At 68.5% G+C, this 25,451-nt stretch carries 24 protein-coding genes and 1 tRNA gene; 14 read left to right on the forward strand and 11 right to left on the reverse strand.

Annotated elements, in window-relative coordinates; translation table 11 throughout:
• Positions 1-45 precede the first annotated feature (45 nt).
• From ACQ260_RS08210 to ACQ260_RS08245, 8 genes are all read left to right on the forward strand, one after another.
• On the forward strand, positions 46-564 hold the full coding sequence (locus tag ACQ260_RS08210; RefSeq protein ID WP_432558942.1) for a hypothetical protein: 519 nt from the start codon (positions 46-48) through the stop codon (positions 562-564).
• A gap of 13 nt (positions 565-577) precedes the next feature.
• On the forward strand, positions 578-1,198 hold the full coding sequence (locus tag ACQ260_RS08215) for a nucleoside triphosphate pyrophosphohydrolase (RefSeq protein WP_432558943.1): 621 nt from the start codon (positions 578-580) through the stop codon (positions 1,196-1,198).
• Positions 1,199-1,314: 116 nt separating this feature from the next.
• Entirely contained in the window at positions 1,315-2,595 is a 1,281-nt protein-coding gene (gene eno, locus ACQ260_RS08220) for a phosphopyruvate hydratase (protein WP_432558944.1), read from the forward strand.
• A 181-nt stretch (positions 2,596-2,776) separates the two neighbouring features.
• Positions 2,777-3,439, forward strand: coding sequence for an FtsB family cell division protein (locus ACQ260_RS08225; RefSeq protein ID WP_432558945.1), 663 nt, complete (start codon positions 2,777-2,779; stop codon positions 3,437-3,439).
• 36 nt (positions 3,440-3,475) lie between these two features.
• Positions 3,476-3,982, forward strand: a complete 507-nt coding sequence (locus tag ACQ260_RS08230) for a DUF501 domain-containing protein (protein ID WP_432558946.1) — start codon at positions 3,476-3,478, stop codon at positions 3,980-3,982.
• Complete coding sequence (locus ACQ260_RS08235) at positions 3,979-4,890, forward strand: Ppx/GppA phosphatase family protein (RefSeq protein ID WP_432558947.1); 912 nt, start codon at positions 3,979-3,981, stop codon at positions 4,888-4,890. The genes ACQ260_RS08230 and ACQ260_RS08235 overlap by 4 nt, the downstream gene beginning before the upstream one ends.
• Positions 4,891-4,925: 35 nt before the next feature.
• Positions 4,926-4,998 (forward strand) — tRNA-Leu (locus ACQ260_RS08240).
• A gap of 102 nt (positions 4,999-5,100) precedes the next feature.
• The gene (locus ACQ260_RS08245) at positions 5,101-5,940 is read left to right on the forward strand and encodes a Bax inhibitor-1/YccA family protein (RefSeq protein WP_432558948.1); all 840 of its coding nucleotides are present in this window, start codon (positions 5,101-5,103) and stop codon (positions 5,938-5,940) included.
• Between the two features lie 348 nt (positions 5,941-6,288).
• On the opposite strand, the gene ACQ260_RS08250 is transcribed toward ACQ260_RS08245, so the two are convergent.
• The gene (locus ACQ260_RS08250) at positions 6,289-6,963 is read right to left on the reverse strand and encodes an NUDIX hydrolase (protein WP_432558949.1); all 675 of its coding nucleotides are present in this window, start codon (positions 6,961-6,963) and stop codon (positions 6,289-6,291) included.
• 158 nt (positions 6,964-7,121) lie between these two features.
• Between ACQ260_RS08250 and ypfJ the strand changes: the two genes are divergently transcribed.
• Positions 7,122-7,982, forward strand: coding sequence for a KPN_02809 family neutral zinc metallopeptidase (gene ypfJ / locus ACQ260_RS08255; protein ID WP_432558950.1), 861 nt, complete (start codon positions 7,122-7,124; stop codon positions 7,980-7,982).
• Between the two features lie 8 nt (positions 7,983-7,990).
• Here the strand turns inward: ypfJ and ACQ260_RS08260 are convergent, their stop codons facing one another.
• Positions 7,991-9,670 carry a hypothetical protein gene (locus ACQ260_RS08260; RefSeq protein WP_432558951.1) on the reverse strand — a complete coding sequence of 560 codons (1,680 nt, stop codon included), beginning with the start codon at positions 9,668-9,670 and terminating at the stop codon, positions 7,991-7,993.
• Between the two features lie 24 nt (positions 9,671-9,694).
• On the opposite strand from ACQ260_RS08260, the gene ACQ260_RS08265 reads away from it, so the two are divergent.
• The 3 genes from ACQ260_RS08265 to ACQ260_RS08275 are packed head-to-tail and all read left to right on the forward strand — an operon-like array spanning position 9,695 to position 12,265.
• Positions 9,695-10,741 carry a DNA adenine methylase gene (locus tag ACQ260_RS08265; RefSeq protein ID WP_432558952.1) on the forward strand — a complete coding sequence of 349 codons (1,047 nt, stop codon included), beginning with the start codon at positions 9,695-9,697 and terminating at the stop codon, positions 10,739-10,741.
• Positions 10,738-11,328, forward strand: a complete 591-nt coding sequence (locus tag ACQ260_RS08270) for a DNA-3-methyladenine glycosylase (RefSeq protein ID WP_432558953.1) — start codon at positions 10,738-10,740, stop codon at positions 11,326-11,328. The genes ACQ260_RS08265 and ACQ260_RS08270 overlap by 4 nt, the downstream gene beginning before the upstream one ends.
• Positions 11,329-11,362: 34 nt before the next feature.
• Positions 11,363-12,265, forward strand: coding sequence for a DUF2510 domain-containing protein (locus tag ACQ260_RS08275; protein WP_432558954.1), 903 nt, complete (start codon positions 11,363-11,365; stop codon positions 12,263-12,265).
• Positions 12,266-12,267: 2 nt separating this feature from the next.
• Here the strand turns inward: ACQ260_RS08275 and ACQ260_RS08280 are convergent, their stop codons facing one another.
• Complete coding sequence (locus ACQ260_RS08280; protein ID WP_432558955.1) at positions 12,268-14,586, reverse strand: alpha-amylase family glycosyl hydrolase; 2,319 nt, start codon at positions 14,584-14,586, stop codon at positions 12,268-12,270.
• Positions 14,587-14,818: 232 nt separating this feature from the next.
• Between ACQ260_RS08280 and ACQ260_RS08285 the strand changes: the two genes are divergently transcribed.
• Positions 14,819-15,922, forward strand: a complete 1,104-nt coding sequence (locus ACQ260_RS08285; RefSeq protein ID WP_432558956.1) for a DUF7847 domain-containing protein — start codon at positions 14,819-14,821, stop codon at positions 15,920-15,922.
• 13 nt (positions 15,923-15,935) lie between these two features.
• Here ACQ260_RS08285 and ACQ260_RS08290 read toward each other — a convergent pair whose 3' ends face one another.
• Genes ACQ260_RS08290 through ACQ260_RS08315 form a run of 6 tightly spaced genes read right to left on the reverse strand, consistent with a single transcriptional unit; the run spans position 15,936 to position 21,444 of the window.
• On the reverse strand, positions 15,936-17,261 hold the full coding sequence (locus tag ACQ260_RS08290) for a carboxylesterase family protein (protein ID WP_432558957.1): 1,326 nt from the start codon (positions 17,259-17,261) through the stop codon (positions 15,936-15,938).
• A gap of 16 nt (positions 17,262-17,277) precedes the next feature.
• Positions 17,278-17,904, reverse strand: a complete 627-nt coding sequence (gene msrA, locus ACQ260_RS08295) for a peptide-methionine (S)-S-oxide reductase MsrA (RefSeq protein WP_432558958.1) — start codon at positions 17,902-17,904, stop codon at positions 17,278-17,280.
• 14 nt (positions 17,905-17,918) lie between these two features.
• Positions 17,919-18,224 carry an antibiotic biosynthesis monooxygenase family protein gene (locus ACQ260_RS08300; RefSeq protein ID WP_432558959.1) on the reverse strand — a complete coding sequence of 102 codons (306 nt, stop codon included), beginning with the start codon at positions 18,222-18,224 and terminating at the stop codon, positions 17,919-17,921.
• A 13-nt stretch (positions 18,225-18,237) separates the two neighbouring features.
• Positions 18,238-18,921, reverse strand: coding sequence for a uracil-DNA glycosylase (locus tag ACQ260_RS08305; protein WP_432558960.1), 684 nt, complete (start codon positions 18,919-18,921; stop codon positions 18,238-18,240).
• On the reverse strand, positions 18,918-20,180 hold the full coding sequence (locus ACQ260_RS08310; RefSeq protein ID WP_432558961.1) for an MFS transporter: 1,263 nt from the start codon (positions 20,178-20,180) through the stop codon (positions 18,918-18,920). Before ACQ260_RS08310 ends, ACQ260_RS08305 begins: the two co-directional genes overlap by 4 nt.
• A gap of 13 nt (positions 20,181-20,193) precedes the next feature.
• The gene (locus ACQ260_RS08315; RefSeq protein WP_432558962.1) at positions 20,194-21,444 is read right to left on the reverse strand and encodes an MFS transporter; all 1,251 of its coding nucleotides are present in this window, start codon (positions 21,442-21,444) and stop codon (positions 20,194-20,196) included.
• A gap of 92 nt (positions 21,445-21,536) precedes the next feature.
• On the opposite strand from ACQ260_RS08315, the gene ACQ260_RS08320 reads away from it, so the two are divergent.
• Entirely contained in the window at positions 21,537-22,751 is a 1,215-nt protein-coding gene (locus ACQ260_RS08320; protein WP_432558963.1) for an AI-2E family transporter, read from the forward strand.
• On the opposite strand, the gene ACQ260_RS08325 is transcribed toward ACQ260_RS08320, so the two are convergent.
• Positions 22,748-24,844 carry a DHA2 family efflux MFS transporter permease subunit gene (locus ACQ260_RS08325; protein WP_432558964.1) on the reverse strand — a complete coding sequence of 699 codons (2,097 nt, stop codon included), beginning with the start codon at positions 24,842-24,844 and terminating at the stop codon, positions 22,748-22,750. The two genes, ACQ260_RS08320 and ACQ260_RS08325, sit on opposite strands and share 4 nt — an antisense overlap.
• 4 nt (positions 24,845-24,848) lie before the next feature.
• Positions 24,849-25,343 carry a MarR family winged helix-turn-helix transcriptional regulator gene (locus tag ACQ260_RS08330; protein ID WP_432558965.1) on the reverse strand — a complete coding sequence of 165 codons (495 nt, stop codon included), beginning with the start codon at positions 25,341-25,343 and terminating at the stop codon, positions 24,849-24,851.
• Positions 25,344-25,451 lie beyond the last annotated feature (108 nt).

The raw sequence follows: 25,451 nt of genomic DNA on the forward strand, positions 1-25,451 counted from the left end.
TGGGCTAGGATCGCCCGCGGAATCACCGGCCTGGAGAGGATCAGGATGACACGGCTCACGATGCGGATCGTCGCAGGACTCGGCGCCCTAGCACTGGTGGGCACCATGACCGCCTGTTCCCGTCCCACCACTGCGGCCACCGTCGGGTCGGAACGCATCACGGTCGCCGAGGTGCAGGAACTCACCGACGGACTCCCCGTGCAGGTCCGGGCCCAGCCCGGCCGGGGTCAGGAGTCCCAGGTTCTGAACCTCCGGATGCGGGCGCTCGCAGCCCGGCAGGTTGCCGAGCAGCGCGGCATCCAGGATCTGCAGCCCCTGGCCGAGACCGCGGTGGCGCAACTGCAGATGCCGGACGAGCTCCGGGCCGATCCCGAGCTCCGTTCTCTGCTCATCTCGGAGGCGGAGGCATTCGTCCTCCGGGAGCACATCGGCACGCAGCAGATGGAGGAGGCCTTCGCGCGCATCCCGGTGACGGTGAACCCGCGCTATGGCTTCACCGGGCTCGAACATTTCGAGACCGTCCGCAACACGTCGCTGTCCAAGCGCGCCGGCCAACCCGAGTGAATCGCCGTCGTCCATGACAGGGCATCCCGAGCTCGCCCGATTCGTCGAGGTGATGGCCCGGCTCCGGGTCGAGTGCCCGTGGGATGCTCGGCAGACCCATCGGTCGTTGGTGCGTTATCTGGTCGAGGAGACCTGCGAGGTCATCGACGCCATCGAGACCGGTGATGACGACCATCTTCGCGAGGAACTCGGGGATCTGCTCCTGCAGGTCGTCTTCCATGCCACGATCGCCGCGGAGACCGGCCGATTCGACATCGACGATGTGGCCCGTGACATCGCGGACAAGCTCATCGAACGGCATCCCTGGGTCTTCACGGACGCCGGTGTGCCCGATGACCTCAACGCCACGTGGGAAGCGGCCAAGAAGGCGGCCAAGGGGCGGGAGTCGGCCCTGGACGGCATCCCTGAGTCCCTGTCCGCGCTCAGCCGCGCCCTGAAAGTGGTGTCGCGGGTCCGCAGTCATGGCGTACCCGACGGACTCCCCGCCGACCCCATCACTCCCGAGGAAGTCGGGTCGCGTGCGCTCGACCTGGTTGCCCGGGCACAGGCAGCCGGAATCGATCCGGAGCAGGCCGTGCGGGATGCGCTGCGCGACTATGAGAAGCGAGTACGCCAGAGCGAGGCGCAGGCCTGATTTCCCGCCCGGAGGCGGGTTGTGAGGTCGGTCGGACACTGTCGGTCGGGCGCACTAGGGTGGTCCCGGAGGGCCGTTGAGCCCCCGGAGACGAGTCCACTGCGAAAGGCAAACCCGTGGCTACCATCGACTACGTAGAAGCGCGCGAGATCCTCGATTCCCGTGGCAACCCGACTGTGGAAGTGCAGGTCGTTCTGGACGACGGCGCCGAGGGCCGCGCGGCCGTTCCCTCCGGTGCATCGACCGGCGCGTTCGAGGCTGTCGAGTTGCGTGACGGCGGCGAGCGTTATGGCGGCAAGGGTGTGGAGAACGCCGTCGAGAACGTCATCGAGCAGATCGGGCCCGAGGTGCTGGGCTTCGACGCGTCGGAGCAGCGGCTCATCGACAACGCCATGCTTGAACTGGACGGCACCCCCAACAAGGGCAAGCTGGGCGCCAACGCCATTCTCGGTGTGTCGCTTGCCGTGGCCCATGCCGCCGCCGAGTCCGCGCAGCTCCCGCTCTATCGCTATGTCGGCGGGCCCAACGCCCACGTGCTGCCCGTGCCGATGATGAACATCCTCAACGGTGGTTCGCATGCCGACTCCAACGTCGACATCCAAGAGTTCATGATCGCGCCGATCGGCGCCGACAGCTTCAGCGAAGCACTCGCGATGGGCACCGGTGTCTATCACGCTCTCAAGAAGGTGCTCAAGGACAAGGGCCTCTCCACCGGCCTTGGCGACGAGGGCGGCTTCGCCCCGAACCTTGAGTCCAACGCCGATGCGCTCGACCTGATCCTCGACGCGATCAAGGCGGCCGGCTATGAGCCCGGCACCCAGGTCGCGCTCGCGCTGGACGTGGCGGCGAGCGAGTTCTATGCCGACGGCTCCTATTCGTTCGAGGGCGGCAGCAAGACGGCCGAGGAGATGGTCGACTATTACGCGGGCCTGGTCGAAAAATACCCGCTGGTCTCGATCGAGGATCCGCTCAACGAGGACGACTGGGACGGCTGGAAGACCATGACCGACCGCCTCGGTGACAAGGTTCAGCTGGTCGGCGACGACCTCTTCGTCACCAACCCCGAGCGCCTGCAGCGTGGCATCGACACGAACACGGCCAATGCCCTGCTGGTCAAGGTCAACCAGATCGGCTCCCTCACGGAGACCCTGGACGCCGTCGAGCTCGCGCATCGCAACGGTTATCGCTGCATGATGTCCCACCGGTCGGGTGAGACCGAGGACGTCACGATCGCCGACCTCGCGGTGGCGACCAACTGCGGCCAGATCAAGACCGGTGCACCGGCCCGCTCGGAGCGCGTCGCGAAATACAACCAGTTGCTCCGCATCGAAGAAGAACTGGACGACGCCGCTGTCTATGCCGGTGCGTCCGCCTTCCCCCGGTTTTCGGTCAACTGATCCAAACATCCTCGGGCCACAGTGATCAACGGCGGATCGCGGGAGTTCCGTTCCCGCGATCCGCGGTGGCGGCAGCCTAGACTTGGGCGCGATGTCGACCACTCCACGCAACCGTCGCCCGGGCTCCGGCCCGGGTCGCAGGCGGCCTCGATCCCGGGCGGGTTCTCGCCCGGTGCCTCTGGTGAACAACACCGAGGACGAGACCGCCACGACGTTGACCTCTGCCGGTCCGCCACGCGGGTTGTTCACGCGACGGGCAGTGGCGCTCATCGTGGTCGTGCTGCTCCTGATGATGTCCTATGGCACCAGCCTGCGGACTTGGTTTGAAACGGAGCAGGCCAATGCCGCCAACCGGGAATCCATCGCCCGCTCGCAGGAGCAGATCGACGAGTTGAACGCCGAGCTCGCCCGTTGGGACGATCCGGCCTTCGTCCGGGCCCAGGCGCGGACAAGGCTGGGTTGGGTCGTGCCGGGCGAAACCGGCTATCGCGTCCTCGATGCCGATGGCCAGCCCATCGGGCAGCATCTCGACCGGCCGGGATTCGACCCGGGTGCGCCCGAACCGCAAACATGGTGGGAGCGCATGTGGGGCTCGATCCAAGCCGCTGACGAGCCGATTCCCGAGCCGGGCAGCCCGCAGGCGACCCCGGAGCCGAAACCGCCGATCACCGACGGCACGCGGACCCCCTCACCGTCGCCGACCCCGACCCCGAAGCGCACTGCCACCCCCACGCCGCGGGTGACGACCACTCCCACACCGCGCCGAGCGACGGCGACGCCGACCTCCAGCGCGCGTCCGACCGGCACCGCGACCCCCCGCTCCCCGGGGCGCATGAGCGGCTAACGTCCGGTGGATGAAGATCTGGGAACCGGAGATGTCATGAACCTGGAACCGATGGGTCCCGACGACGAGCGTGTTCTCGCCGAGCAGCTCCAGCGGCCCGCACGCGCAGTGGCCGGGATCGCGTGGCGCTGTCCCTGCGGCAAGCCAGGGGTGGTCGCCACCGAGCCGCGGCTGCCCGACGGAACGCCGTTCCCGACGACCTATTACCTCACCTGCCCGCGCGCGTCGTCCGCCTGCTCGACTCTGGAGTCGCAAGGGCTGATGGCGGAGATGACCGAGCGTCTCGCAACCGATGAGAAGCTCGCTGCGGGCTATGAACGTGCCCATGAGGCGTACCTCGCCGATCGCGCCACCCTCGGCCATGTTCCCGAGATCGAGGGGATCAGCGCTGGCGGAATGCCGACCCGGGTGAAATGCCTCCACGTGCTGGTGGGACACGCACTGGCGGCGGGGGAGGGCGTCAACCCGCTGGGTGACGAGGCCGTCCGGGCGCTGGGGGAGTTCTGGACCCGGCCCTGTCTCAGCGACGAGTCCGCGCGGTGAGGGTCGCCGCGATCGACTGCGGCACCAACTCGCTGCGGCTGCTCGTGCTCGAGGGCCGACCGGACGGGTCGGTGATCGAAGTCGACCGCCGGCTCCGTCTCGTGCGCCTGGGCGAGGGCGTGGACGCCACGGGCGAGTTCGCACCGGCGGCGTTGGAGCGCACGTTTTCCGCTCTGGAGGAGTACGCGCGGGATATCGCCGATCTCGGCGTGCAGCGGGTGCGGTTCGTTGCCACGTCGGCGGCCCGCAGCGTGGCCGATCCTGCAGCATTCCTCGAGGGCGTGGGGAACAGGCTGGGGGTGCCGGGGGAGATCATCACCGGTGCCGAGGAGGCGGCGCTGACCTTCGCGGGCGCGCTGGCCGGCGTACCGCCAGTCGACGGCGCAGTGCTGGTGACCGACATCGGCGGCGGCTCGACCGAACTCGTCGTCGGCACCGAACGGATCGAGCGCGCGGCCTCCCTCGACATGGGATCCGTGCGCCTGCGGGAACGCTTCCTCCTCGCGGACCCGCCGACCCGGGACGAACTCGCCGCAGCAATCCAGTTCGTGGATGAACAACTCGATCTTTTCGACTTCTCGGACGTGCGAGGTTGGGTCGGTGTCGCGGGCACCGTGACCTCGATGGGGGCACTGCTGCTCGGTCTCGCCGAATACGATCGCGCGGCAGTCCAGGGGGTGGTGATGCCGCGCGAAGCCATCGAGGCGGTGACGGGCGGCCTGTGCACCACCCCGGTCGCCGAACTCGTCTCGCCGCTGCTGCCCCCGCTGCGCGCCGAAGTGATCGCCGGCGGGGCACTGATCTGCATGCGGATCGCAGCCCGGGTGGAGGTCCCGATGACCGTGAGCGAGCACGACATCCTGGACGGGCTGGCCTACGGCCTCCTCGCTCACACGGAGGAGGACTAGGCTCGGAGCGGTTCGGCGGTGCCGAACGCCACCCGGCCCCCGTAGCCCAATGGCAGAGGCAGGCGGCTTAAACCCGCCCAAGTGCGAGTTCGAATCTCGTCGGGGGTACATCAGGGACCTCCCCGACCGCGGCGCGGGAACAGCCGGAGCGACTTCGTTGCTCCAATAGAATGAGGAGTGGGCGTGGACGCGCCCCCGACAGGAGGAAGCATGCTTCGCAGTTCGAACCCCGTGCTCTCGCGTCAGGACGCCTTCACCCCGGGCTCCCAGGCGGGATATCAACAGCACCCGCAATATCCCGGGCAGCAGTACCCCGGGCAGCACGGCTATGGCCCGCAGGATCCGCAACGCGGCCCGCGCGACCAGGGGGTTATGACCTTCGACGACGTCGTCACCAAGACGGGCATCATGCTCGGCATCGTGGTGATCGTGGCAGCCGCCGCGTTCTTCTTCATGCCGATCAACCTGCTGATGCCGGCCACGATCGGCGCCGCGCTGGCGACCGTCGTGCTGACCTTCATCGTGGCGTTCCGTCGCGCGATCTCGCCGGGACTCGTCTTCCTCTTCGCCATCGTCGAGGGCGTGTTCGTCGGCGGCATGTCGAAGGTCTTCGAGACCTTTTATCCCGGCATCGTCGTCCAGGCGGTCTTCGCCACTTTCGTGGCCGCTGCGCTGACGCTGGCTGCGTACAAGTTCTTCAACATCCGCGTCACGCCCAAGTTCACCAAGGTCATCGTCATCGCGACCATCGCGTTCGCGGTCGTGACCCTGCTCAACTTCGGTCTGGCGCTCGCTGGCGTCAACGGTGGTGCCGGCCTGGGGCTGCGCTCCGGGGTGACCGGTGAGGTCAGCCTTCTCGCGATCGGGGTCTCCGCTCTGGCTGTCGTGCTCGCCGTGCTCAACCTGATCCTGGACTTCGACTACATCGAGCGCGGGGTGCAGATGGGTGCGCCGGCCAGCCAGTCCTGGAAGGCCGCCTTCGGTCTGACCGTGACCTTGGTGTGGCTGTATATCGAGATGCTGCGGATCATCTCCTATTTCCGCCGCTGATCATCCACCAGCAGGGCCCGTCGGGATCTCCCGGCGGGCCTTTTGCTGTTGCGGAACGTTGGGGCGAGGAATGGGGCGTTCTGGGCGAGGAGCATTCGTTGGGGATGGCGAGCCGGGGTACGCCGGCGCTCCGGCCGTCCGACCCCTGAGATGTCCCGCTGTGAGGGGCAGCATCGCTCCATTGCGGATGGTGCCTCCTGTGCTGGTACATCTCAGGGTGCAGACGCGGGGGCTCTGCCCGGCGGGCCCGAATCCGCACGAGAGCGGACTGCGCCGGAATCCCCAGAGCGGACCGCGCCGGAATCCCCAGGGCTGCGCAGGGAATCCCAGAGCGGACTGTGCTGCAACTCAGAGGTGGCGGTCCAACAGTGACCGGGTCCCGGAGGTCCAGCGGTGCCGTCGGATCTCGTCCCACGGCACCCACATCGCTGCGGCCGTGGTGCCGCCGACGTCGTGGACGACAGGATCGGTCGGGTCGGTGCAGTGCGCTCGATAGACGAGCCGGATGGCGTGGAAATCCTCGAGCACGCCGTTGGGGGCGCGCCCGATCCAGTGGTCGCTCTGCACATCGACGAGTGCTTCCGGCGTGATGCACTGGCCGGTTTCCTCCATGGCCTCGCGGATCACGGTTTCGAAGGGTTCCTCACCCGGGTCGACGCCACCACCGGGCAGTCCCCACTGGCCTGGCACGTGGGTCTGGTCGGAGAACTGGGTGGCGAGAAGGCCGCGGGGGGAGGAGACGATCGCGTACGCAGCGATGCGCTGGCGCACCTCCGGGATCTCGCCCGGCTGGATGTCGGCGTCGGGATCGAGCCCCCGGGGCCGACGGGCACGCACGTGCACATGGGAATGGGGAGCCCCTTGGACCGTCAGGACGATGTCCTCGCCGTCACGGCGGGCGGTCAAGGGGCGGGCGAACCGAAGGCCGTGCTGCCACACGGCGATGCGGGGGTCTTCACCATGGGCCAATTGGCTCGCGAACAGTTCGGCGCCGCCCGGTGCGGAAACACAGACGATGCGCATCCGCCCATCATAGGCCGCTCGTGGGCCCGCTCCCCGGAGCGGCGGTGGCGCCGCGAGAGTGGGAGGGATCCGGTCGGTGCGGACTTAGGTACTCCTGAGTATGCTGAACCCCGTTCACCGGGGCATGAATGCTCCGGGTCGGGTCCCAGGAGGCAGCGGTGCGATACAACGACAACGCTCGATTGGATTCCGGTCAGGTGTCGGGTGGCGGAGGCGGTGGCGGACGCATCGCCGTCGGCGGCGGCATCGGCACCATGATCCTGCTGTTCATCCTCAGCCAGTTGTTCGGTGTGGATCTCACCGGCTTGGCGGGCGGCGGTCAGACCGAGAGCAGACCGGACTCGAACGCCTATGCGCATTGCCAGACAGGCGCCGACATCGAGCAGAACCGCGAGTGCCGCTGGGTGGCGTACACGAACTCGATCCAGGACTACTGGTCCCAGGCCTACAGCGGCTATCAGATGACCCAGACCCGCATCTTCAGCAACCAGGTGACCACGGCCTGCGGCACCGCAACGTCGGCGGTGGGTCCGTTCTATTGCCCCGCGGACAGCACGATCTATCTGGACGAGACCTTCTTCGATCAGATGCTGAGGCAACTGGGGGCCCAGGGCGGTGACGCCGCTGAGGCTTATGTGATCGCCCACGAATACGGCCACCACATTCAGAACCTGACCGGCGTGATGGAGCAGGCACAGCGCGCGGGTCAGCAGACCGGCCCGGATTCCCCGCAGGTTCGCCTCGAACTCCAGGCCGACTGCTATGCGGGTGTCTGGTTCAAGCACGTCGTCAATGACCCCAGCGGTCCGATCGCCGAGGTCACGCAGGACGACCTCAACCGGGCGATGGACGCGGCGCGGTCCGTCGGTGACGACCGAATCCAGGAGCGCACGCAGGGGCGGGTCAACCCTGACGCGTGGACCCATGGGTCGGCGGAGAGCCGGAAGCGCTGGCTGGCGACGGGCTACAACACCGGTGACCCGAACGCCTGCAACACCTTCGCGTCGAACCAGGTCTGATCCCGGGGCTAACGCCGAGGACAGATCACCAAGTCCTCGACATCGATGCGCCGTCCGCAGTCGAAGTTGGCGCGGAGGCCAGCCCGGACTTCAGGGCGTGCCCGGTCGAGGTCGAACCACCCGGGTTCGATGACGATTGCCTGCACCGACGGGTCGTCGAGGCACGCCAAGTTTTCCGCATAGCTCGTGGTGGCCGCGATTGCGCCGCTGTGCTGACCGTGGGCGCGCTGGAGGAACGTGGGGGAAACATAGGCGCACGGGCTCGGATTCCCCACCCAATAGGGCGCCGCGAAGGATAGATAGACCACGCGGTCGTCGCCCGGCAGCACAGCGCGAACGCGCTCCCGACGGTCCGCGCCGGCGAGCGCATGGCCGAGATTGTCAGCGGGTGTGGTGCGGTTGTGGGCGAGGGAGAAGGAGTACGCCGTCCGCGGCGATGCCGTCACCACCAGCGGGGCCAAGCACGCAACCGCGATCAGCAGCACCGTGGCCGCGCGCCCCACACCCCGCGCTCGGCGACGTCTCGCCAGCAGTGCGAGCCCGATCACCAGCACAGCCGCCACCACCGCCGCGCCCACCCACCAGTTCGCAGACCGTGTCCGGGGGCCGATCGCGAACACACCGACGCTCGACAGCAGGCCCAGGATCGCGGTGATCGGCAGCGCCGACGGGAGCCGGCGGCAGCGGGCGGCCACGGCGCCCGTCAGCCCGGCGGCTGCCATCGGCAGGCCCGCCAGGTGATAGAGGAAATTCTGCTGCTGGACGAGGAACGGCACGGTGAGCACGACAAGCACCGCAAGGGCCGCGAAGCCCACCCGGCGGTCCCTTCCTCCATTCAGCAGCAGCCAGCCGATTGCGACCAGGCCCACCAACGTCGCCGGCGACACGATGGCCGAGTTCACCAGACCCTCGACGACCTTCGGCAGCGCACCTGCGCTGAAGCCCGGGTTCAAGGTCGGCATGTCCCCGATCCACTGCCATTCGCGGGGCTCGAGCAGGACGGTGAGCGCCAGGAGACCGGTTGCGCTCAGGCCGGTGAAGATCGCCGCCCGGATCGCCCGGTCGCGATCGACGACCAGGATCACGAGCAGAGCGGCGAGCGCCGTCGCCGCGGTGGTGAACTTGAGGAGCACGACCAGGCCGAGCAGCAGACCCGCAGCGGCCGGCTGCCACCGCGCGCTGTGCCGGAGCGGTGCCGCCGCCCCTTCTGCCGGTGCCGTGGGAGCCGCCCACAGCGCGAGCCCGATCGCCGCCACCGCGAGGACTGCGGCAAACCACTCCGGCTCCGCGAAATCCCAGCCCGGTGCCCAGGCGAGAGCCGCACCCACAGCGAGAGCGGACCACAGCGCCACCCGCGGCGTACTCCATCCGCGCACACCCCGCCACAAGACGACCGCAGCGCCCGCGGCGAACGCCACGCACCACGTCCGGAAAGCGACCTCCTGCACCCAGAACTCCCCGGGTGACAGCGCCGCGAGCAGCGCCACCACCCCGCGCGCGGCCATCGGCCGGTGCGCCCAGACTTCCGTCCAGGGCACGCCGGCGGCGCCCGCACTGTCGAGGACCCCGATGACGTAGCGGACGTCCTGGTTCAACCCGGGACGCAGAATCTGACCGATGGTGATGAGCGCCACAGCCAGCACCAGTGCGAGCTGGACGACTCGTCGGGTGAGCGAGGCCGGATGCACGTTGGTCAGCCTACGATGGGCGGGATGATCAAGTACTTGGGCTCCAAACGGACCCTGGTGCCGGTCCTCGGCGAGTTGTTCACGCGCAGTGGTGCGCGGACGGCCCTCGACCTGTTCACCGGAACAACCCGCGTCGCGCAGGAATTCAACCGACGCGGGGGCTTCGTGCACGCCAACGACACCGCGACCTATGCCCATGTGCTCGCCCAGTGCTATGTCGAAACGGACCCTGACACGATCGATCGTGCCGAGCTCGCCGAGGCGATCCAGAGGCTCGAATCCTTGCCGGACCGACGCGGCTATGTGACCGAGGTGTTCTGCGAGAAGGCCCGCTATTTCCAGCCGCACAACGGCCTGCGGATCGATGCGATCCGGGCGGGGATCGACGAATGGTACGCAGACTCCCCGCTCCGCCCGCTGCTGCTGACCAGCCTGCTGGAGGCGGCCGACCGGGTCGACTCGACGGTCGGGCTGCAGATGGCATATCTGAAGGAATGGGCGCCCCGGTCCTATCACCGCCTGCGGATGCGACTCCCGGAGCCCGCCCCCGGCACGGGCCGGGCCCACCGGCGCGATGCCGCCGAGATCGTGACCGACCTGCCGCGGGTGGACCTCGCCTATCTCGACCCGCCCTACAACCAGCACCGTTATCTGAACAACTACCACGTGTGGGAGACGCTGGCGCGCGGCGATGCGCCGGAGCACTACGGGGTCGCCTGCAAACGCATCGACGCCCGCGATCCCGAGCTCAAGAGTCGCTGGAACAGCAAGCGCACGATGCCGGGCGAGTTCGCCCGCGTCCTCGAGACGGTCAACGCGGACGTAGTCATCGTGTCGTTCTCCAACGAGGGTTTCGTGCCGTTGCCGGAACTGGTCGACATGTGCGCGGTGCGCGGTGCGGTCGAGGTGCTCGACTATGCGTTCGATCGCTATATCGGCGCCCGGCTCGGCGTTTTCAATCCGCAGGGTGTGAAGGTCGGCACGGTTTCGCACACCCGGAACGTCGAGCACGTCGTCGTCTGCGGGGATCCCGATGTCGTTGCGGAGATGACCCTGGGCCTTGCGGCATGACTGTCGAGCTCGATCCGTCCGCGCTTGTCACCGCACCCCTGCTGCTCGGCATGGTCCTGCGCCGGGGCGAGGTCGCGGTGCGGATCACCGAGGTGGAGGCCTATGCGGGGGCGGCGGATCCGGCGTCGCATGCGTACAGGGGGGTGACGCGACGGAACGCGGTCATGTTCGGGCCGCCCGGAAGGCTTTACGTCTACACCATGCACGGACACTTCTGCGCGAACGTGATCTGCACGCCCGAGGGGGTCGGTGGCGGTGTGCTCGTGCGGGCGGGTGCGGTGATCGAGGGGAGGGAGTGCGCGCGCGAACGACGCCCGGGTGTCCCGGACCATCGGCTCGCCCGGGGGCCGGGCTGTCTGACGCGCGCGCTGGGCATCACGCTTCTGGGCAACGGCACGGATCTGTTGTCGCTCGCAGGGACCGTCGACCTGCTGCCGCGGGTGGCGGAACCGAGCATCGTCAGTGGGCCGCGGGTCGGGGTCAGCCGTGCGGTCGAGCGGCCGTGGCGCTTCTGGGTGTCCGGTGACCCAAGCGTGTCGGCGTACCGTCCCGCGCGGAAGTCCACCCGCCCGGATCCGGCCTTGTGACGCAGTAGCGTCGCCCCGCGAGGAGGTCGTGCACATGCAGCAACCGGGGTGGTACACCGACCCGAGCGGCGAGCCCGGACGATTCAGGTTCTGGAATGGCCACGCCTGGACCACCGCCACCACGAGCCATCCGCGAACGCCGTGGCCGATGCCGTCGGGACCCCCGCCCTCGGGTCCCACGGGCCGGCCCACTCCCGCGCCCCCGGGCCCGGCCCGCCCGCGGGCCGGCGTGATCGTCGCGGTCGCTGCGGCGCTGGTGCTCGTGCTCATCGGGGTGGGCGGATTCCTCGTCACGACCCGGAACGCTGCACCGCAGACAGCCGAGACCCCGCGACCACGGACGATGCAGCCCGTGCCCCCATCGGGCGGCGGCGCGACGAACGCCCCGACCATGCCGCCCGGTGAGGAGGCGGAGTTGGACTGCAGCGGTGGCAACGCCGTGTTCAACCGCCGCTCGCAGCCCCAGCCGCAGTCGACCGGTGTCGTCTATGACGCCGTGCCGGAGTGGACGTTCTCGTTCGACCCCGGCTATTGGACCTGGATGGACGACCACGTCTCCCTGGGGGCGATCCGCCTCGATGGCGCGGACAACGAGGCCGGGATCACGCTCGGCGGCATCCGGTTCGAAAACGGTTTCGCCGACCAGAGCACGGCCGGCGCGCTCACCGCCGCGTGCCTCGAAGGGACCCTGTCCGTGGATGAGCCGACCCGGGCCGGTGCGCCGACCACGACGCGGACGACCCTCGGCGGGATGCCCACGTTTCACACGCGGGTCGAATACACCGGCGCCAGCGCCCCGGCGCCCCTGGTCGTCGACATCTATGTCATCGATGCCGAGCAGGGCAACAAATGGGCCCAGCTGATCACCTTCCAGCGCCCGGGCAGCGAGGCGGGACCGTTGATCGATCGCGCGGTGGCGTCGGTGCGCCACAGCTGAGGTCAGGTCCGCTCGGTCGTGTCGACGAGCACGGCGATCGACCAGGGCCGCACCGCGTACGTCGCCGGAATCAGCTCCCCGTCTGCCGTCCACACGTTGTCGTGCGCCTCGGCCCAGGCCGCGGTGTCGATGAGGCGGGCCCACCGGTGGTCCGGAAGAGTCGCGAACGACACGACCCCCGGCGTCTGGTTGATGAGCACCAGCAGGTCGGGCTCGCCGACGCCGGAGGAATCGATGTGGAGGCGTACGCTCCGGTCGCCGTTCCGCACTCGCCCGCCATCGGGTCGCGCGAAGAAATAGGAGACATCGTCGTCATCCAGGATCTGGTTGCCGTAGTTCCGCTGGCGCAGGGAATGCCGCGCGGCTCGCAGCTGCAGCAGGGCGCGGGTGAACCGGAAGACCGGGTTGTGGTCGGTGGGTGCGGTGCCGAACACGTCGAAGTACGCCGCATCGTCCGGCGCGGACGGATCCACCGGGAGTTGCGTCGGCGTGGGTGACACGGCCTGGGCCCAGTTGTTCCACATGCCGATGGCGTTCAGCGACCACGGGTTGTTGTTGCCGTTCTGCGTGCGACCGTATTCGTCGCCGGACGTGAACATCGGCACCCCGCGCGAGAGCACAAGCACCGTCAGGAAGTTGCGCAGCCGCGTGCGCCGCAGGGCGTGGTCGCCGCCGGAGTCCCAGGCGAGGTTGTCGAAGCAGCCCCCGTCGGACGGCCCGAACGGCCACGGCTGATCGTTCACCGGAGTGATGAAGGACACCAGGTCCATCAAACAGAAGCCGTCATGGGCGGTGACGAAGTTGATCGACCGCTGCGGCCCGCCCTGGTCGTTGAAGTTGTGGTAGTCGCCGTTGACCATCTCCATGAACTCGTGGGTGTTGCCGTCGCCTTTCAGGAACGCCCGGACCGCGTCGCGATAGCGGCCGTTCCATTCACCCCAGCCGCAGGGGAAGTTGCCCACCTCATAGCCCCACAGGTCCCATGCCTCGGCGATGACCTCGACGTGCTTCGACTCGGCGAGGTCCGCGACCGCGGCGAGCAGCGGATGGGTGCTGAAGAACCTCTTCTGGTCCTCCCAGTGCTCCCGCTCGAACGCGTTCGGGGTGCGGCCCAGCACCGGTGCCAGATCGAACCGAAAGCCGTCGATGCCGAACTCGTTGATCCAGTGGGTGAGGGAGTCCAGCACCAGTTGCTGCGTGGCGGCGGAGGAGTGGTTGAGCTGGTTCGAGCTGCCGGTCGCACCGTCGATCAGCAGGTGGTCGTTGGTCTGGACGTAGTAATCGTTCACCGCGAACCCGCCCAACGACGTGAACCCGGTCGAGTCCCGGTCGCCGCCCCAGTTGCCGCCCTCCGCGGTGTGGTTGTAGACGACGTCCAGATAGACCTCGATCCCGGCGGCGTGGAAGTCGCGCACCATGCGCTTGAACTCGCGGGTGGGGCCGCCGCGGGAGCGGTCCGAGGAGTACGCCCGATTGGGCGCGAAGTAGCCCATCGTCTGATAGCCCCAGTGGTTCACGGCAGCACGGTCCCGGGCCCGCGGAGAGCTGTTGGTCTCGTGGATCGGCAGCAGTTCGATGGTTGTCACGCCGAGCGCCCTGAGATAGGGCGCCAGCAGACCCGCGCCCGCGTACGTCCCCTGCAGGAAGTCCGGGATGTCGACCACCTCCTCGAAGCCCGGCTCGCCCGAGAGGATCTGCGAGAGCCTGAGCGCGCTCGGGTGGCGGGTCAGATTCCCGACGTGGGCCTCGTAGATCACGGCATCCTCGGCCGGCAGCCGCGGTCGCACGCCGGTGGTGGCGTTGTCGGCGACGACCACGCCTTTCGGGGCCCAGAGCCCGGTGTCGATCTCCCGTCGGGGACGTCCACGGTGGAGGGCGCCGCCGGTGGCGAAGATGATCGGATCCCCGCCGGTCCGCTGGATCTCGGGGGCCAGCAGGTTGTGGGAGATCTCCAAGGCGTAGGGATCGAAGAGCACCTTGTTGGGGTTGAACCGGTTCCCTGACCCGTCGACGTCGGCGATGAATCCGGCGGCCGACCCGTGCCGCGTCCAGGCCGGATCGAAGGGCCAGTTCAGGCCCCAGCAGCGGAACGCATAGAGGGTGCCCGGGCCGGCATTGCCGAGCTTCGCCCGCCAGACGCCGTCCTCACCCCGGTCCATCGTGAACGCCGCGGCAGCGACGTGGCCGGCGGCAGCCGCATAGATCTCGAGGACAACCCGGGTCGCGGCGGGCGCGTGCACGGCGAATGTCGTCGCCTGCTCGAAAGCCCGGAACGTTGCGCCCAAGGCCCACTGCGCCGCGGCCCAGGTGTCGGGGCGCATGGCGAATGCGCGGACGGGGACTGCGGTGAAACAACTCGGCCTGTCACGATGCACAGGCTCATCGTGCCGCATCAACCGGTGACTGCGGGGAGCCATGGCCAATGTCTGCGCTGCCTCGGCCTCGTCGATGCTCGAGCGCACCGCATGCGGGCAGCAAGGCCCGACCACGGCATGCCGGACGTCACATGAACACCGACCGGACCCGGCCCATCGTCTCCTTACAGTGGGGGACATGGCTATCCCATCCCCCGAAGTTCTCCGACCGAGCCCGCTGGATCTCGGCGCGACCCTCAGCGGCGCTGTCCGCGTGCTCAAGCAGAGGTTGAGCACGTTCGTCGTGATCGCGCTTCTGCAAGGAGTCCTGACCGCGATCCTGGTGTTCGGCGCAGTTGCGCTGTTCATCGTCGGCATCTTCAGCTCGATCCAGCAGCGCTCCGCGGCTGCCATGCTGATCCTGGGCATCATCGCGATCTTCGTCGCGACGTTCGGTGCGTTCCTGATCCAGATCAAGGCGCAGTCGATGCTGGTGCTCGGGGCGCACGACGCCATCCACGGGCGGTCCAGTTCCTTGGGCGAATTGTTCCGACGGACCGCCGGGGTTGCTCTCCGCGTGCTGGTGCTCGCTCTGGCGCTCGTTGCCGCGATCTTCGTCGTCTTTGGAGCTTTCTTCGGGCTCTTCTTCGGCGTCGTCCTGAGTGCCGGCCGGAGCAGCAGCCCGGGTGATGCAGTCGGCGCCGTCGTGGGTGTGACCCTGCTCTTCGTCGTGGTCATGCTGGTGCTCGGCATTGCCGCGGTCTATCTGCAGATCCGCTTCCTCTATTTGATCCCCGCCCTCGCCGTCGAGGACCGTTCGGCCATCGAGGGTCTCAAGCGGTCGTGGGCGTTGACCAAGGGCAACGTGTTGCGCACGCTCGGCTATTACCTCGTCGCCAGCCTGATCGTCGGGGCGATCAGCTATGTCGTGCAGATCATCCCGCAAATGGCCATGACTCCTGCGCTGCAGAGCGCCGAACAATCCGGTGACGGCGCTGGGGTCTTCTTGGCGATGCTCCCGTTCATGGCCGTGATCACCGTGTTGCAGATCGCCGTGCAGCTGCTCGCGACACCGTTCCTGGCGAGCTATGTCACGGTCATGTATGTCGACCAGCTCCGCCGCAACGAACTCGTCAATGCTTTCGGGGCCCCGGGCTATGGCGGCGTGCAGCCGGGCCAAGCACCCCAGCAGTGGGGCCCGGGGCAACAGCAGTGGGGCCCGGGGCAGCAGCAGTGGGGCCCGGGGCAGCAGCAGTGGGGCCCGGGGCAGCCGCCGAGCGGCCAGAACCCATATGGCAACTGAGCTCCGCTCCGCCTCAGAGCGGATCGAGCCGGATGATGCCCGCACGGTGGACCGGCGCCACGGTTCCCGTGCGGGCGAAGTCGCCCCAGATGGCGCGCAGGTGATGCCCGGCCTCGTCGATCTGCTGCCGGCTGAGGCCGGCGAGCAGCGGTGAGTCGGCCCAGACATCGGGTCGCCAGAACATGAGCGCACCGTCGATCATGTGCGCAGCCCGATAGGGGTTGCCGGGTCCGCCGAAGTCGAGCACGTAACGGTAGCCTCGCCCACCGGCGGCGCGGTGGCGTACGCCGAACGCACGGCCGGGCGCCGAATAGATCACCCGCGACACCCACTCGACGGCCGCCCGTTGGGTCAGCGGGCCCAGCGCGGGCGTGCGGGTCAGCCGGGCGAGCGCCTCGACGGTGAACAACGAGCCCTCGCGGGCCGTCCACCCCAGCAGCACATCGACCCGGCGGGCGACCGCGCGCCAGGCTTCGTCCCGGTCGCGTTCGTGGGGGAGGGGATCGTGCGCGTATTGCACGCCGAACGCCATCGCCGCCTTCAGCCCGAAGCGCTGCACGCTCGCGTGGACGCGGCGCTGGGCAGCGACCAGGTCGGCCGCGTCGAGGTCGGCGGGAATCCGGTCAGCGGCCTTGGCCATGGCGGCGGTCATGCGGGTGCGATTCGGCAGGACGCCGAACGGCGGGCTCGCGAGCACCGCACGCCGGAACAGGCCCTCGGCACCGTCGGCGATCATCAGGTGCGCAACGGCGTCCGCGCCGGCCGACTGGCCCGAGGCGGTGATGTTGTCCGGGTCGCCGCCGAAGCCATGGATGTTCTCTTTGACCCAGCGCAGTGCCTCGAGTTGGTCGAGGAGCCCGAGGTTCGCAGGGCTGAGCCGCGTGCGGAGATAGCCGAAAATGCCGAGCCGATAGGTGACGTTCACGACGATCACGCGCTGCTCGCCCACCAGCGCGACGGGATCGAACACCGGCGCATCGCCGGCGCCCCAGATATAAGCACCGCCGTGGATCCAGAAGATCACCGGAAGTCGGTCGCCCGGCTGCGCACCTGCGGGGGCGGTGACCGACAGACGCAGGCAGTCCTCGTCGTGCGGGAGATCGCCGAGCGGGTTGGCGAGCAGACCCTCGAGCAGCGGTGAGCGCGCCTGCGGACACGCGGGACCGGGCTCGGTTGCGTCGATCGGTGTCGGCGAACCGGGCTCGGGAACCGGACGTTCGAACCGCGCGGCCCGCGCGTACCGAATCCCGGTCGCCCGCACGACCCTGCCGTCCCGTCGACCGACAATCACTCCGGCGGGCGTCCGCCACGTCGGCGGGGCGTGGTCTGCGCTGCTCACCCCCGCACCGTATCGCTCAGCCGCACGCCACCCCCGTGGCGTGCACCGGGCAATAACCGGCGGGATTCTTCAGCAGGTATTGCTGGTGATAGTCCTCGGCGAAGAAGAACTCCCCGCCGTCGGCGATCTCGGTGGTGAGTTGCCCGAAACCGGCTGCCGAATAGGCCGCTTGGGCCGTCTCCGCGCCGGCGCGCGCGATCGGCTCCTGGTCGGCGGAGACGAACAGCGCTGACCGATATTGCGTGCCGACGTCGTTGCCCTGCCGGAACCCCTGGGTCGGGTCATGGGCCTCGAAGAACTGCCGGACCAACTCCGCATAGGAGACGACCGTCGGGTCGAAGCACACCCGCACGGTCTCGGTGTGCCCGGTCAGGCCGGAGCAGACTTCCTCGTAGGTGGGGTTCGGCGTGAAACCGCCCTGATAGCCGACGGCCGTGTTCCGCACGCCCTCGGTGTTCCAGAACATCTTCTCCTCGCCCCAGAAGCAGCCGAGTGCGAAATAGGCGACCTCGGTGCCCTCGGGGGTGGAGTCGATGGGGATGCCGAAGACCTCGTGGCGGAGCCCGACCGGATAGACCGGGACATTCCGCCCCGGGAGCGCCTCCGCAGCGGAGACCATGACTGGCTTGCGTCCGAAGAACATGGGGCCAGTATGCGTCAGAACGAAATGTCCTCGATCAACTCGTGCATCTCGACCTCCGACGGCGCCTGCATGCCGGGTGCCTGGTCGTCGGAGTGGGACTTCTTGAACGAGTCGGAGCCGAGCCACGCCTTGAAGTCGTCGGCGCTGTCGAACTCCATCGTCGAGACATAGGGGAGCCCGGGGCGGGCAGGACGCTGCAGCGTCACGCGGTGGAGACCCGGGACACCGGCGAGCGTTGTCCGCATGCTCTCGGTGAACACCTTCTCGAACGCCCCGGCGCCGTCGGCGCCGACGTTGATGCGGTTGGAAACGATGTACATGATTCCTGCTTCCTCAGCGGTTGTTGAGGTTCCAATCTATGGGGGTTGCGCCCTGCTCCGTGAGGAGGACATTGGCCCGCGAGAACGGTCGGGAGCCGAAGAACCCGCTGTGGGCCGACAGGGGAGAGGGGTGGGCGGAGGCGATGTGGGCGGTGTTCCCCAGCCACTGGGTCACCGATTGGGCGTCACGACCCCAGAGGATCGCGACCAAGGGGCCGCCGCGCTCGGCGAGCGCCTCGATCGCGCGCTGGGTGACGATCTCCCAGCCCTTGCCGCGGTGCGAGCCGGACTTGCCCGGTCGGACGGTGAGGACCCGATTGAGCAGGAGCACGCCCTGGTCGAACCACGGCGTCAGGTCGCCGGAGGTCGCCGGCTGGATTCCCAGGTCGTCCTGCAGCTCCCGATAGATGTTGATGAGAGACTTCGGCAGGGGCCGGACGTCGGGGCCGACAGAGAACGAGAGCCCGACCGGGTGGCCCGGTGTCGGATAGGGGTCCTGGCCCACGATCAGCACGCGCACCTGCGCGAGCGGCAGCGTGAACGCACGCAGCACATCGGCGCCGGCGGGCAAGTAGCCCCGTCCGGCCGCATTCTCGGCCCGCAGGAAGTCGCCCATCCGACTGATGTCGGACGCCACCGGGGAAAGCGCCTCCGCCCAGTCCGGCGCGATGATCTCCGACAGGGGGAGCGGGGTCACTTCAGGTCCTCGGGATTGGCCAGTTGGGTCGTCGGCGGCTCGGTCGGGGTCGGGGCGGGGGACTTCGCGTTGGGTACGCCACTGGGCATGCGCACCGACACCAGCGCCCCCAGCGCAAAGAGCGCCGCGCCCACCGCGAAGCCCACGGTCATCGAGACGGTGTCGGCGAGCAGGCCCGCGACGAGGGGGCCGACGATCGCGCCGAGATCGGAGGCCATGGAGAACACCGCGACGGGTGTGCCGCTTCTGGCGCCGGCCGCGTCGCCGACCGAGGCTGCGGGTGCCGTGCCGAGGGCCGCTGCCGCGACGCCACCGAGACACAACACGACCACGAGGAGCCAGAAGTTCGGCACCAGCGGCACCGCCAGCATGACCAGCGCGCCGAGAATGCCGCCGGAAATCATGGCGGGCTTGCGGCCGACGGAGTCGACGAACTTGCCGACCGGGCCGAGCGCGAGGGTCTGGACGATCGCGGCGATCGCGAACGCATACCCCGTCTCGGCCGGATTCCGGTGGAGGCTTTCGACGACGAGGATCGGGATGAGGGCATTGCGGACACCGAAGTTGTTCCAGCCCTGGGCCAGGTTCGAGACCACCGCGGCTTGATAGCGGGGATCGGCGGCGACCGTGCGCATCGGCAGCACCGCTGCGTGGGACTTGGTGTCGACCGACCGATCGGGTCGAGAGAGCAGGAGCAGACCGACCGTGCCGGCGACCGCGAGGGTCGCGGCATAGAAGAAGAAGGGCGCGGTCAGCGCGATGTGGGTGAGCAGGCCGCCGATCGCGGGGCCGGTCATGCCGCCGATCAGGAAACCGCTCTGGAAGAATCCCGCCGCCCGTCCGCGCATGGCCGGGGGAGCCGATTTCAACAGCAGGGTCATGGCCGAGACGGTGAACATCGCTGAGCCGATGCCACCGAGTCCCCGCGACAGCAGGAGCATCAGATAGCTGGTGGACAGGCCGGCGACCACGCTCGATGCCGCGACGATGAAGATGCCCACGGCCAGCGTGGCGCGCTCACCCAGCCAGTCGGAGATGCGGCCGCAGAGCGGGCTGGTCAGCAGGCGCAGGAAGGCGAACGCGGACACGACCATCGCGACCTGGAAGTTCGTGACCTCGAACGATTTCGCGAACACCGGCAGGACCGGGACGACCACGCCGAACCCGACCGCGACACAGAACGCGATGATGCCCAGCACGATCACGTCCCGTGGAACGGTGACGCGCCGGCGCACCCATGCCTTCAATCCGACAGTCACGTCCGCACCATACTCATCGCTGGTCGCTGCCAGCGAAAGCAGCGTCCCGGTGGCGTCGGGCGTACCAGCCGACCGCAGCGGCCGGGAGGATCAACGCGCCCGCCGCGATCGCGAGCCCGCCGAAGCCGATCCAGGCCAGCAGCGGGCCACCCAGGAGCGCGGCGGTCGCGGCGCCGTAGTTCATGAGCGCATCCGTCGCGCCCTGCAGGGGAACGCGGACCTCGCCGGCATCGACGCGGGCGAGGAGCGCGGAACCGGAGATGGTCGTGAAGGACCAGCCCACGCCGAGGAGCACGAGCGCGATCGTGACAGAGACGAAAGCGCTCGGCGCCGCGAGGATGACGACGGCCGACAGGCCGAGCAGGATCAGCCCCACGAGCGATGTGCGCATCGCGCCGAACCGGTCGGCGAGCCAGCCGACGAGGGGACTGAGGGCATACATGCCCAGGATGTGGAGGCTGATGACGAGCCCGACCGCCTGCAGCCCGTGGCCGTGATGTCCGAGCTGCACCGGCGTCATCGACATGATCCCGACCATGACGGCGTGGCCGACGACGATCAGCAGCACCGCGAAACGGGCGACCGGGTGGTGACTGGCCCAGCGCAGCGCAGCGAGGGCACCGACGGTCTTGGCCGGTTTGGCGGGGGCGGGGCCGGGCTCCGGTCCGGTGAGCGGTGCCCGGCGTGCCGCGAACAGCAGGACGATGACCAGGCCCGCCAGGACGAACCCGGTGAGGCTGAACAGATAGGGGCCGGCGAGATCCGGCAGCGCTATCCGGCGGCCGACCGCGGCGCCCACGCTCGACAGGTTCGGGCCGAGCACCGAACCGATCGTGGTGGCCCAGATGACGATCGACATGATGGTCGCGCGGCGCTCAGGGGTGGCGAGCTCCGAGGCGGCGTACCGCGTCTGGAGATTGGTCGCCTGAGCCGAACCGAACGCCAGCAGGCCGAGGAGGAGCAACCAGAACCACCCGAGCCACGCGCCCACCAGGACGATCAGCGCACCCAGCGCCGCGACCGCGTACCCCGTGGCGAGGGACCGACGGCGCCCGCGGCGCGCCGCGAGGTTGGCCAGGGGCACGGCGAGCAGCGCCGCTCCGAGCACGCTGAGGGCCTGGCCGAAGCCGGCGAGTTCCACGCCGCCCATCGACGCCACCAACAGGGCGCCGACCGCAATGCCGGAAGCGACGCCGATGCCGCCGAGGACATTGCCGACGACGAGGGCGGCCAGCGATCGCGTGGACGCGGGACTTTTACTCATGCGGGAACCCTAACTCATACCCCAGGGGGCATGATTTCCGATTTCTGCCCCGTGGCACCCCATAGAGTGTCACGCGGCGACGAGGAGGGTGGATGTTCTGGACACGACGCACGCGGGGCGAACTCGAGGGCACGCTGGATGGGATTCGGCAGGAGCTCGCACGCTCCCGGGACGCCGACGAGGACATCCGCACCGACCTGGACCTCCAGCGCCGACGATCTGCCGAGTTCGACAGGGCCGTGCCCCGCGGCATCCAGATCGCCGCTTCCTGGAGCTGGCGGCTGCTGCTGATCGCCGCACTGGTCGCGGGGATCGGCTGGCTCGCGGCCCGGCTCTCGGCCGTCACCATTCCGCTCGCCATCGGGATCATGCTGGCGGCGGGCCTGGTGCCCATTGCGTCCCGGTTGATGACGTGGGGCGTCCCCCGGCCCATCGCCGCGGTGATCACGCTGGTCGGTGGCCTCCTGGTGGTGAGCGGCATGCTGACCCTGATCATCAGCCAGATCGCCGGTCAGGCGGACGAACTCGGGCAGCGCGCGATGGAGGGCTTCCACCAGTTGATGGCCTGGCTCAACAGCGGGCCCCTGCAGATCAGCCAGGAGCAGATCAACGGCTGGATGGACCAGCTCACGAAGTACCTGCGGGAACAACAGGCCACCATCGCCCGCTATGCCACGACCGGGGCGGGTGCCATCGGCAACTTTCTCGCCGGGCTGATCCTCGCGCTCTTCGCGATGTTCTTCATGCTCTATGACGGGCCGATGATCTGGAAATGGCTGTTGCGGCTCGTGCCCAGCGCCGCCCGCGACCGGGTCGACGGCGGCGGGAAATCCGGCTGGAACTCACTCATGGAATACGTGCGCGCCACCGTGATCGTCGCAGCCGTGGACGCAATCTTTCCCCTGATCGCCGCCGTCATCATGGGCGTGCCGATGGCACCGGCGCTCGGCGCGCTGTTGTTCATCTCGGCCTTCGTGCCCATCGTCGGCATCCTGGTCTCCGGCGCGATCGTCACCCTCATCACCCTGGTGACGGTCGGCCCGGTCCAGGCGCTCATCATGCTCGGCGTGATCGTCGCGGTGAACCAGATCGAGGGCAACGTGTTGCAGCCGATGCTTCTCGGCAAAGCGGTGTCCCTGCATCCGCTTGCTGTGATCTTCGGCATCACGATCGGCATCAGCGTGGCCGGCATCGTCGGTGCGTTGCTGGTCGTCCCGCTGATGGCGTTCGCGAAGTCGTTCATCGGGTACGCCGCCACCGGCCGGACCAAGGAATCCGACGAGGCCGGAGTGGCCCCGGCCGGTTAGCGCTCGTCGGAGTCCGGTGCGGACGACCAGGCATCGGGCAGTCCGGTAATGCTGAGATCGACCAGCAGCGCCGCGTTGAGGTCGTTGCCGACCGTCTGCAGGTCGCGGACGTTGACCGCGTCGAAGCGCTTGCTGACCGTCGGCTCCAACTCGCTGAGCACGGTCTCCTTGTCGCGTTGGGCGGCGAGCACCGCGAGGCGGCGGCGCAGTTCTGGGCTGAGCACGCCGCCGTCCTTCGAGCCATACGCCGCGACCTCTGCGGCGTACTCCTCCAATTCCGCCATCTGTCGGTCGTTCTCCGTCGACAGCATGGTGGCGGTGCGCTCGAGCAGCGCGATGCCGCGCTCCGGGTCGCCCCCGCCGAGGTCGGTGACGGCTTGCAGCAGCAGGGGATATTGGCCCTGCCGGGCGCGCTCGGCGAGGATGCTGAACTGGAGGCCGGTGATGCGCTCGCGGGTGCGGCTGGTCTCGTTGAGCAACGGCACCAGGTCGTTCGCGTGGTGGCTCGACTGGGCCATCGCGTCGAGTATTTCGCGCCCGGCCTCCTCGGAGGACTGGATGGTCTCCCGCAACGGAATGGCCTTGATGAAGAACGACGTGACCAGCACGAACAGGCCCAGCGGCAGGCCGATCAGGAACGTGTTGTGCAGTGATTCGGCCAGGCCCATCCGGATGGCCTCGGCCACCGGTGCCGGCAGGCCGCTGAGAACGGCGGGATCGAGCACCGACCCGGCATCCATCGGGCCGGTCTCTCCGGTCGTCCCCGGGGGCAGATGTCGGGCGATCGCGCCGGGCAGCGAGGTCGTCATGACGGTGCCGAAGATGGCGATGCCGACGGTCGACCCCACGTTCCGGAAGAACTGGATCGACGAGGTGGCCACTCCGAGGTCCTGGCGACGGGCATTGTTCTGGACCACGAGGGTGTACTGCTGCATCGCCAGACCCAAACCGATGCCGAACACGGTCATGGCTCCGGTCAGCTCCAACGGGTGCGCGCCATAGCTGAGGCGGAAGAGCCAGCCATAGCCGGCAATCATGAGCACCGCCCCGCCCAGGATGACTTCCTTGTAGCGCCCGGTTTTCGTCACGATGAATCCCGCGATCATGCCCATCACGATCATGCCGAGCATCAGCGGCATCAGAATCAGACCGGACTGGGCGGCGTTCACGCCCATCACGCCCTGGGCATAGACCGGGATATAGATGATCGCACCGAACATCATCATCGCCACGCCGAAGCTGGCGAGGTTGGAGAGCGTGAAGATCGAGCTGCGGAAGAGGCGCAACGGAAGGACAGGCTCCTCCGCCCGGGTCTCGATGATGATGAACGCGACGGTGAAGACGGCGCCGACGGCGTACAGCCCCAGGATCTGCGGGGAAGCCCAAGGCCACGTCGTGCCACCGAACGATGTCGCCAGAAGGATGCTGGTGAGCGCGACGGCGAGCGTGACCATGCCCGCATAGTCGATGCGCACCTCGCGCCTGGTGTGCGGGAGGTGGAGGAAGCGGGTGATCACCACGAGCGCGGCGACGCCGATCGGCAGGCTGACGAAGAAGAGCCAGCGCCAACCCCAGAAGTCGGTGATGAAGCCGCCGGCAAGTGGGCCGACGATCGATGTGACGCCGAAGACGGCGCCCATGACCGCCTGGTATTTCCCGCGGAACCGTGCCGGCACGATGTCGCCGATGATCGTCTGGGAGAGCGGCATCAGGGTGCCCATGCCGAGGCCCTGGATGCCTCGAGCGGCGACGAGCATCCAGAAGTTCGGGGCGAGGCCGGACAGCAGCGAGCCGAGCAAGAAGATGGCGAGCCCGGCGATATAGAAGGGGCGTCGGCCATAGAGGTCCGAGAGCTTGCCGGCGATCGGGACGGTGATGGCGGAGACCAGCATCGCGGCGGTCGCCAACCACGAATAGTGGTCCATGCCGCCGAGTTCGGCCACGATCCGCGGCATCGCCGGGCCCACGATCGTCTGGCTGATCGAGGCGACCAGCATGCCGAGCATGAGGCCGATGAAGACCCTGCGGCCAGCCGGGTCGAGCTGGAAGCTCGGCTTCGCCTCGGGTGCCGGTGCGGGGAGGGATTTGGCCACGGGGTCAGTCCTGTCGGTTGTGGTCGGAGGAGTACGCAGAGTCCCGCTGCTCGGGTCCGAGCCCGTCCACGGGCGCGATCTCCCGCGCCAGGCGCGAGAGCAGCGCGGCCAGCGTGATGACGTCATCGGGGGACCAGTCGGCGAGCCGCTCGGTCACGATGCCGAGCCGGCGGGCCTTGGCCTCTGCGACGCGACGGCTGCCCTCGGAGGAAAGTGACACCAGGTGGGCCCGGCCGTCGGCCGGATCCGGGCAGCGGTCGATGAGCTGGGCCTCCTCCAGGCTCCGCACCTGTCGGGACACGGTCGACGCGTCCAGTCCGCACGCCGCAGCGAGATCGCGGTTCCGGGTGGGTCCGAGTTGGGAAAGCATGTGGACGACCCAATAGCCGACTTGGTCCGAGCCGCTGTCCAGGCGCTTGCGGGCGGCGCGGCCGATGGTCAGGAGGGACTCGAGGATCTGGGCTGAGGCCTCCCCGCGAGGGTCGTTTGCTTGCACCATGCAACCATATTGATGAATGCGTGCATGGCGCAACCAGTCGGTCCAATAGGCGGGCCGGGGATGGCTCAGGGTAAAGGAATGGAAAACCACTCTTTCAAATGAGCTAGG

Origin of the sequence: Ammonicoccus luteus, from assembly GCF_050880385.1 — a bacterium.
In the GTDB taxonomy this organism is placed as follows: Bacteria; Actinomycetota; Actinomycetes; order Propionibacteriales; family Propionibacteriaceae; genus Enemella.

Excerpts from the sequence above, each read along its gene's own strand:
- ACQ260_RS08210 (WP_432558942.1), top strand. The coding sequence starts at position 46 with ATGACACGGCTCACGATGCGGATCGTCGCAGGACTCGGCGCCCTAGCA.
- ACQ260_RS08215 (WP_432558943.1), top strand. The coding sequence starts at position 578 with ATGACAGGGCATCCCGAGCTCGCCCGATTCGTCGAGGTGATGGCCCGG.
- ACQ260_RS08230 (WP_432558946.1), top strand. The coding sequence starts at position 3,476 with ATGAACCTGGAACCGATGGGTCCCGACGACGAGCGTGTTCTCGCCGAG.
- ACQ260_RS08245 (WP_432558948.1), top strand. The coding sequence starts at position 5,101 with ATGCTTCGCAGTTCGAACCCCGTGCTCTCGCGTCAGGACGCCTTCACC.
- ACQ260_RS08250 (WP_432558949.1), bottom strand. The coding sequence starts at position 6,963 with ATGCGCATCGTCTGTGTTTCCGCACCGGGCGGCGCCGAACTGTTCGCG.
- ACQ260_RS08265 (WP_432558952.1), top strand. The coding sequence starts at position 9,695 with ATGATCAAGTACTTGGGCTCCAAACGGACCCTGGTGCCGGTCCTCGGC.
- ACQ260_RS08270 (WP_432558953.1), top strand. The coding sequence starts at position 10,738 with ATGACTGTCGAGCTCGATCCGTCCGCGCTTGTCACCGCACCCCTGCTG.
- ACQ260_RS08275 (WP_432558954.1), top strand. The coding sequence starts at position 11,363 with ATGCAGCAACCGGGGTGGTACACCGACCCGAGCGGCGAGCCCGGACGA.
- ACQ260_RS08280 (WP_432558955.1), bottom strand. The coding sequence starts at position 14,586 with ATGCGCCCCGACACCTGGGCCGCGGCGCAGTGGGCCTTGGGCGCAACG.
- ACQ260_RS08285 (WP_432558956.1), top strand. The coding sequence starts at position 14,819 with ATGGCTATCCCATCCCCCGAAGTTCTCCGACCGAGCCCGCTGGATCTC.
- msrA (WP_432558958.1), bottom strand. The coding sequence starts at position 17,904 with ATGTTCTTCGGACGCAAGCCAGTCATGGTCTCCGCTGCGGAGGCGCTC.
- ACQ260_RS08300 (WP_432558959.1), bottom strand. The coding sequence starts at position 18,224 with ATGTACATCGTTTCCAACCGCATCAACGTCGGCGCCGACGGCGCCGGG.
- ACQ260_RS08315 (WP_432558962.1), bottom strand. The coding sequence starts at position 21,444 with ATGAGTAAAAGTCCCGCGTCCACGCGATCGCTGGCCGCCCTCGTCGTC.
- ACQ260_RS08320 (WP_432558963.1), top strand. The coding sequence starts at position 21,537 with ATGTTCTGGACACGACGCACGCGGGGCGAACTCGAGGGCACGCTGGAT.
- ACQ260_RS08330 (WP_432558965.1), bottom strand. The coding sequence starts at position 25,343 with ATGGTGCAAGCAAACGACCCTCGCGGGGAGGCCTCAGCCCAGATCCTC.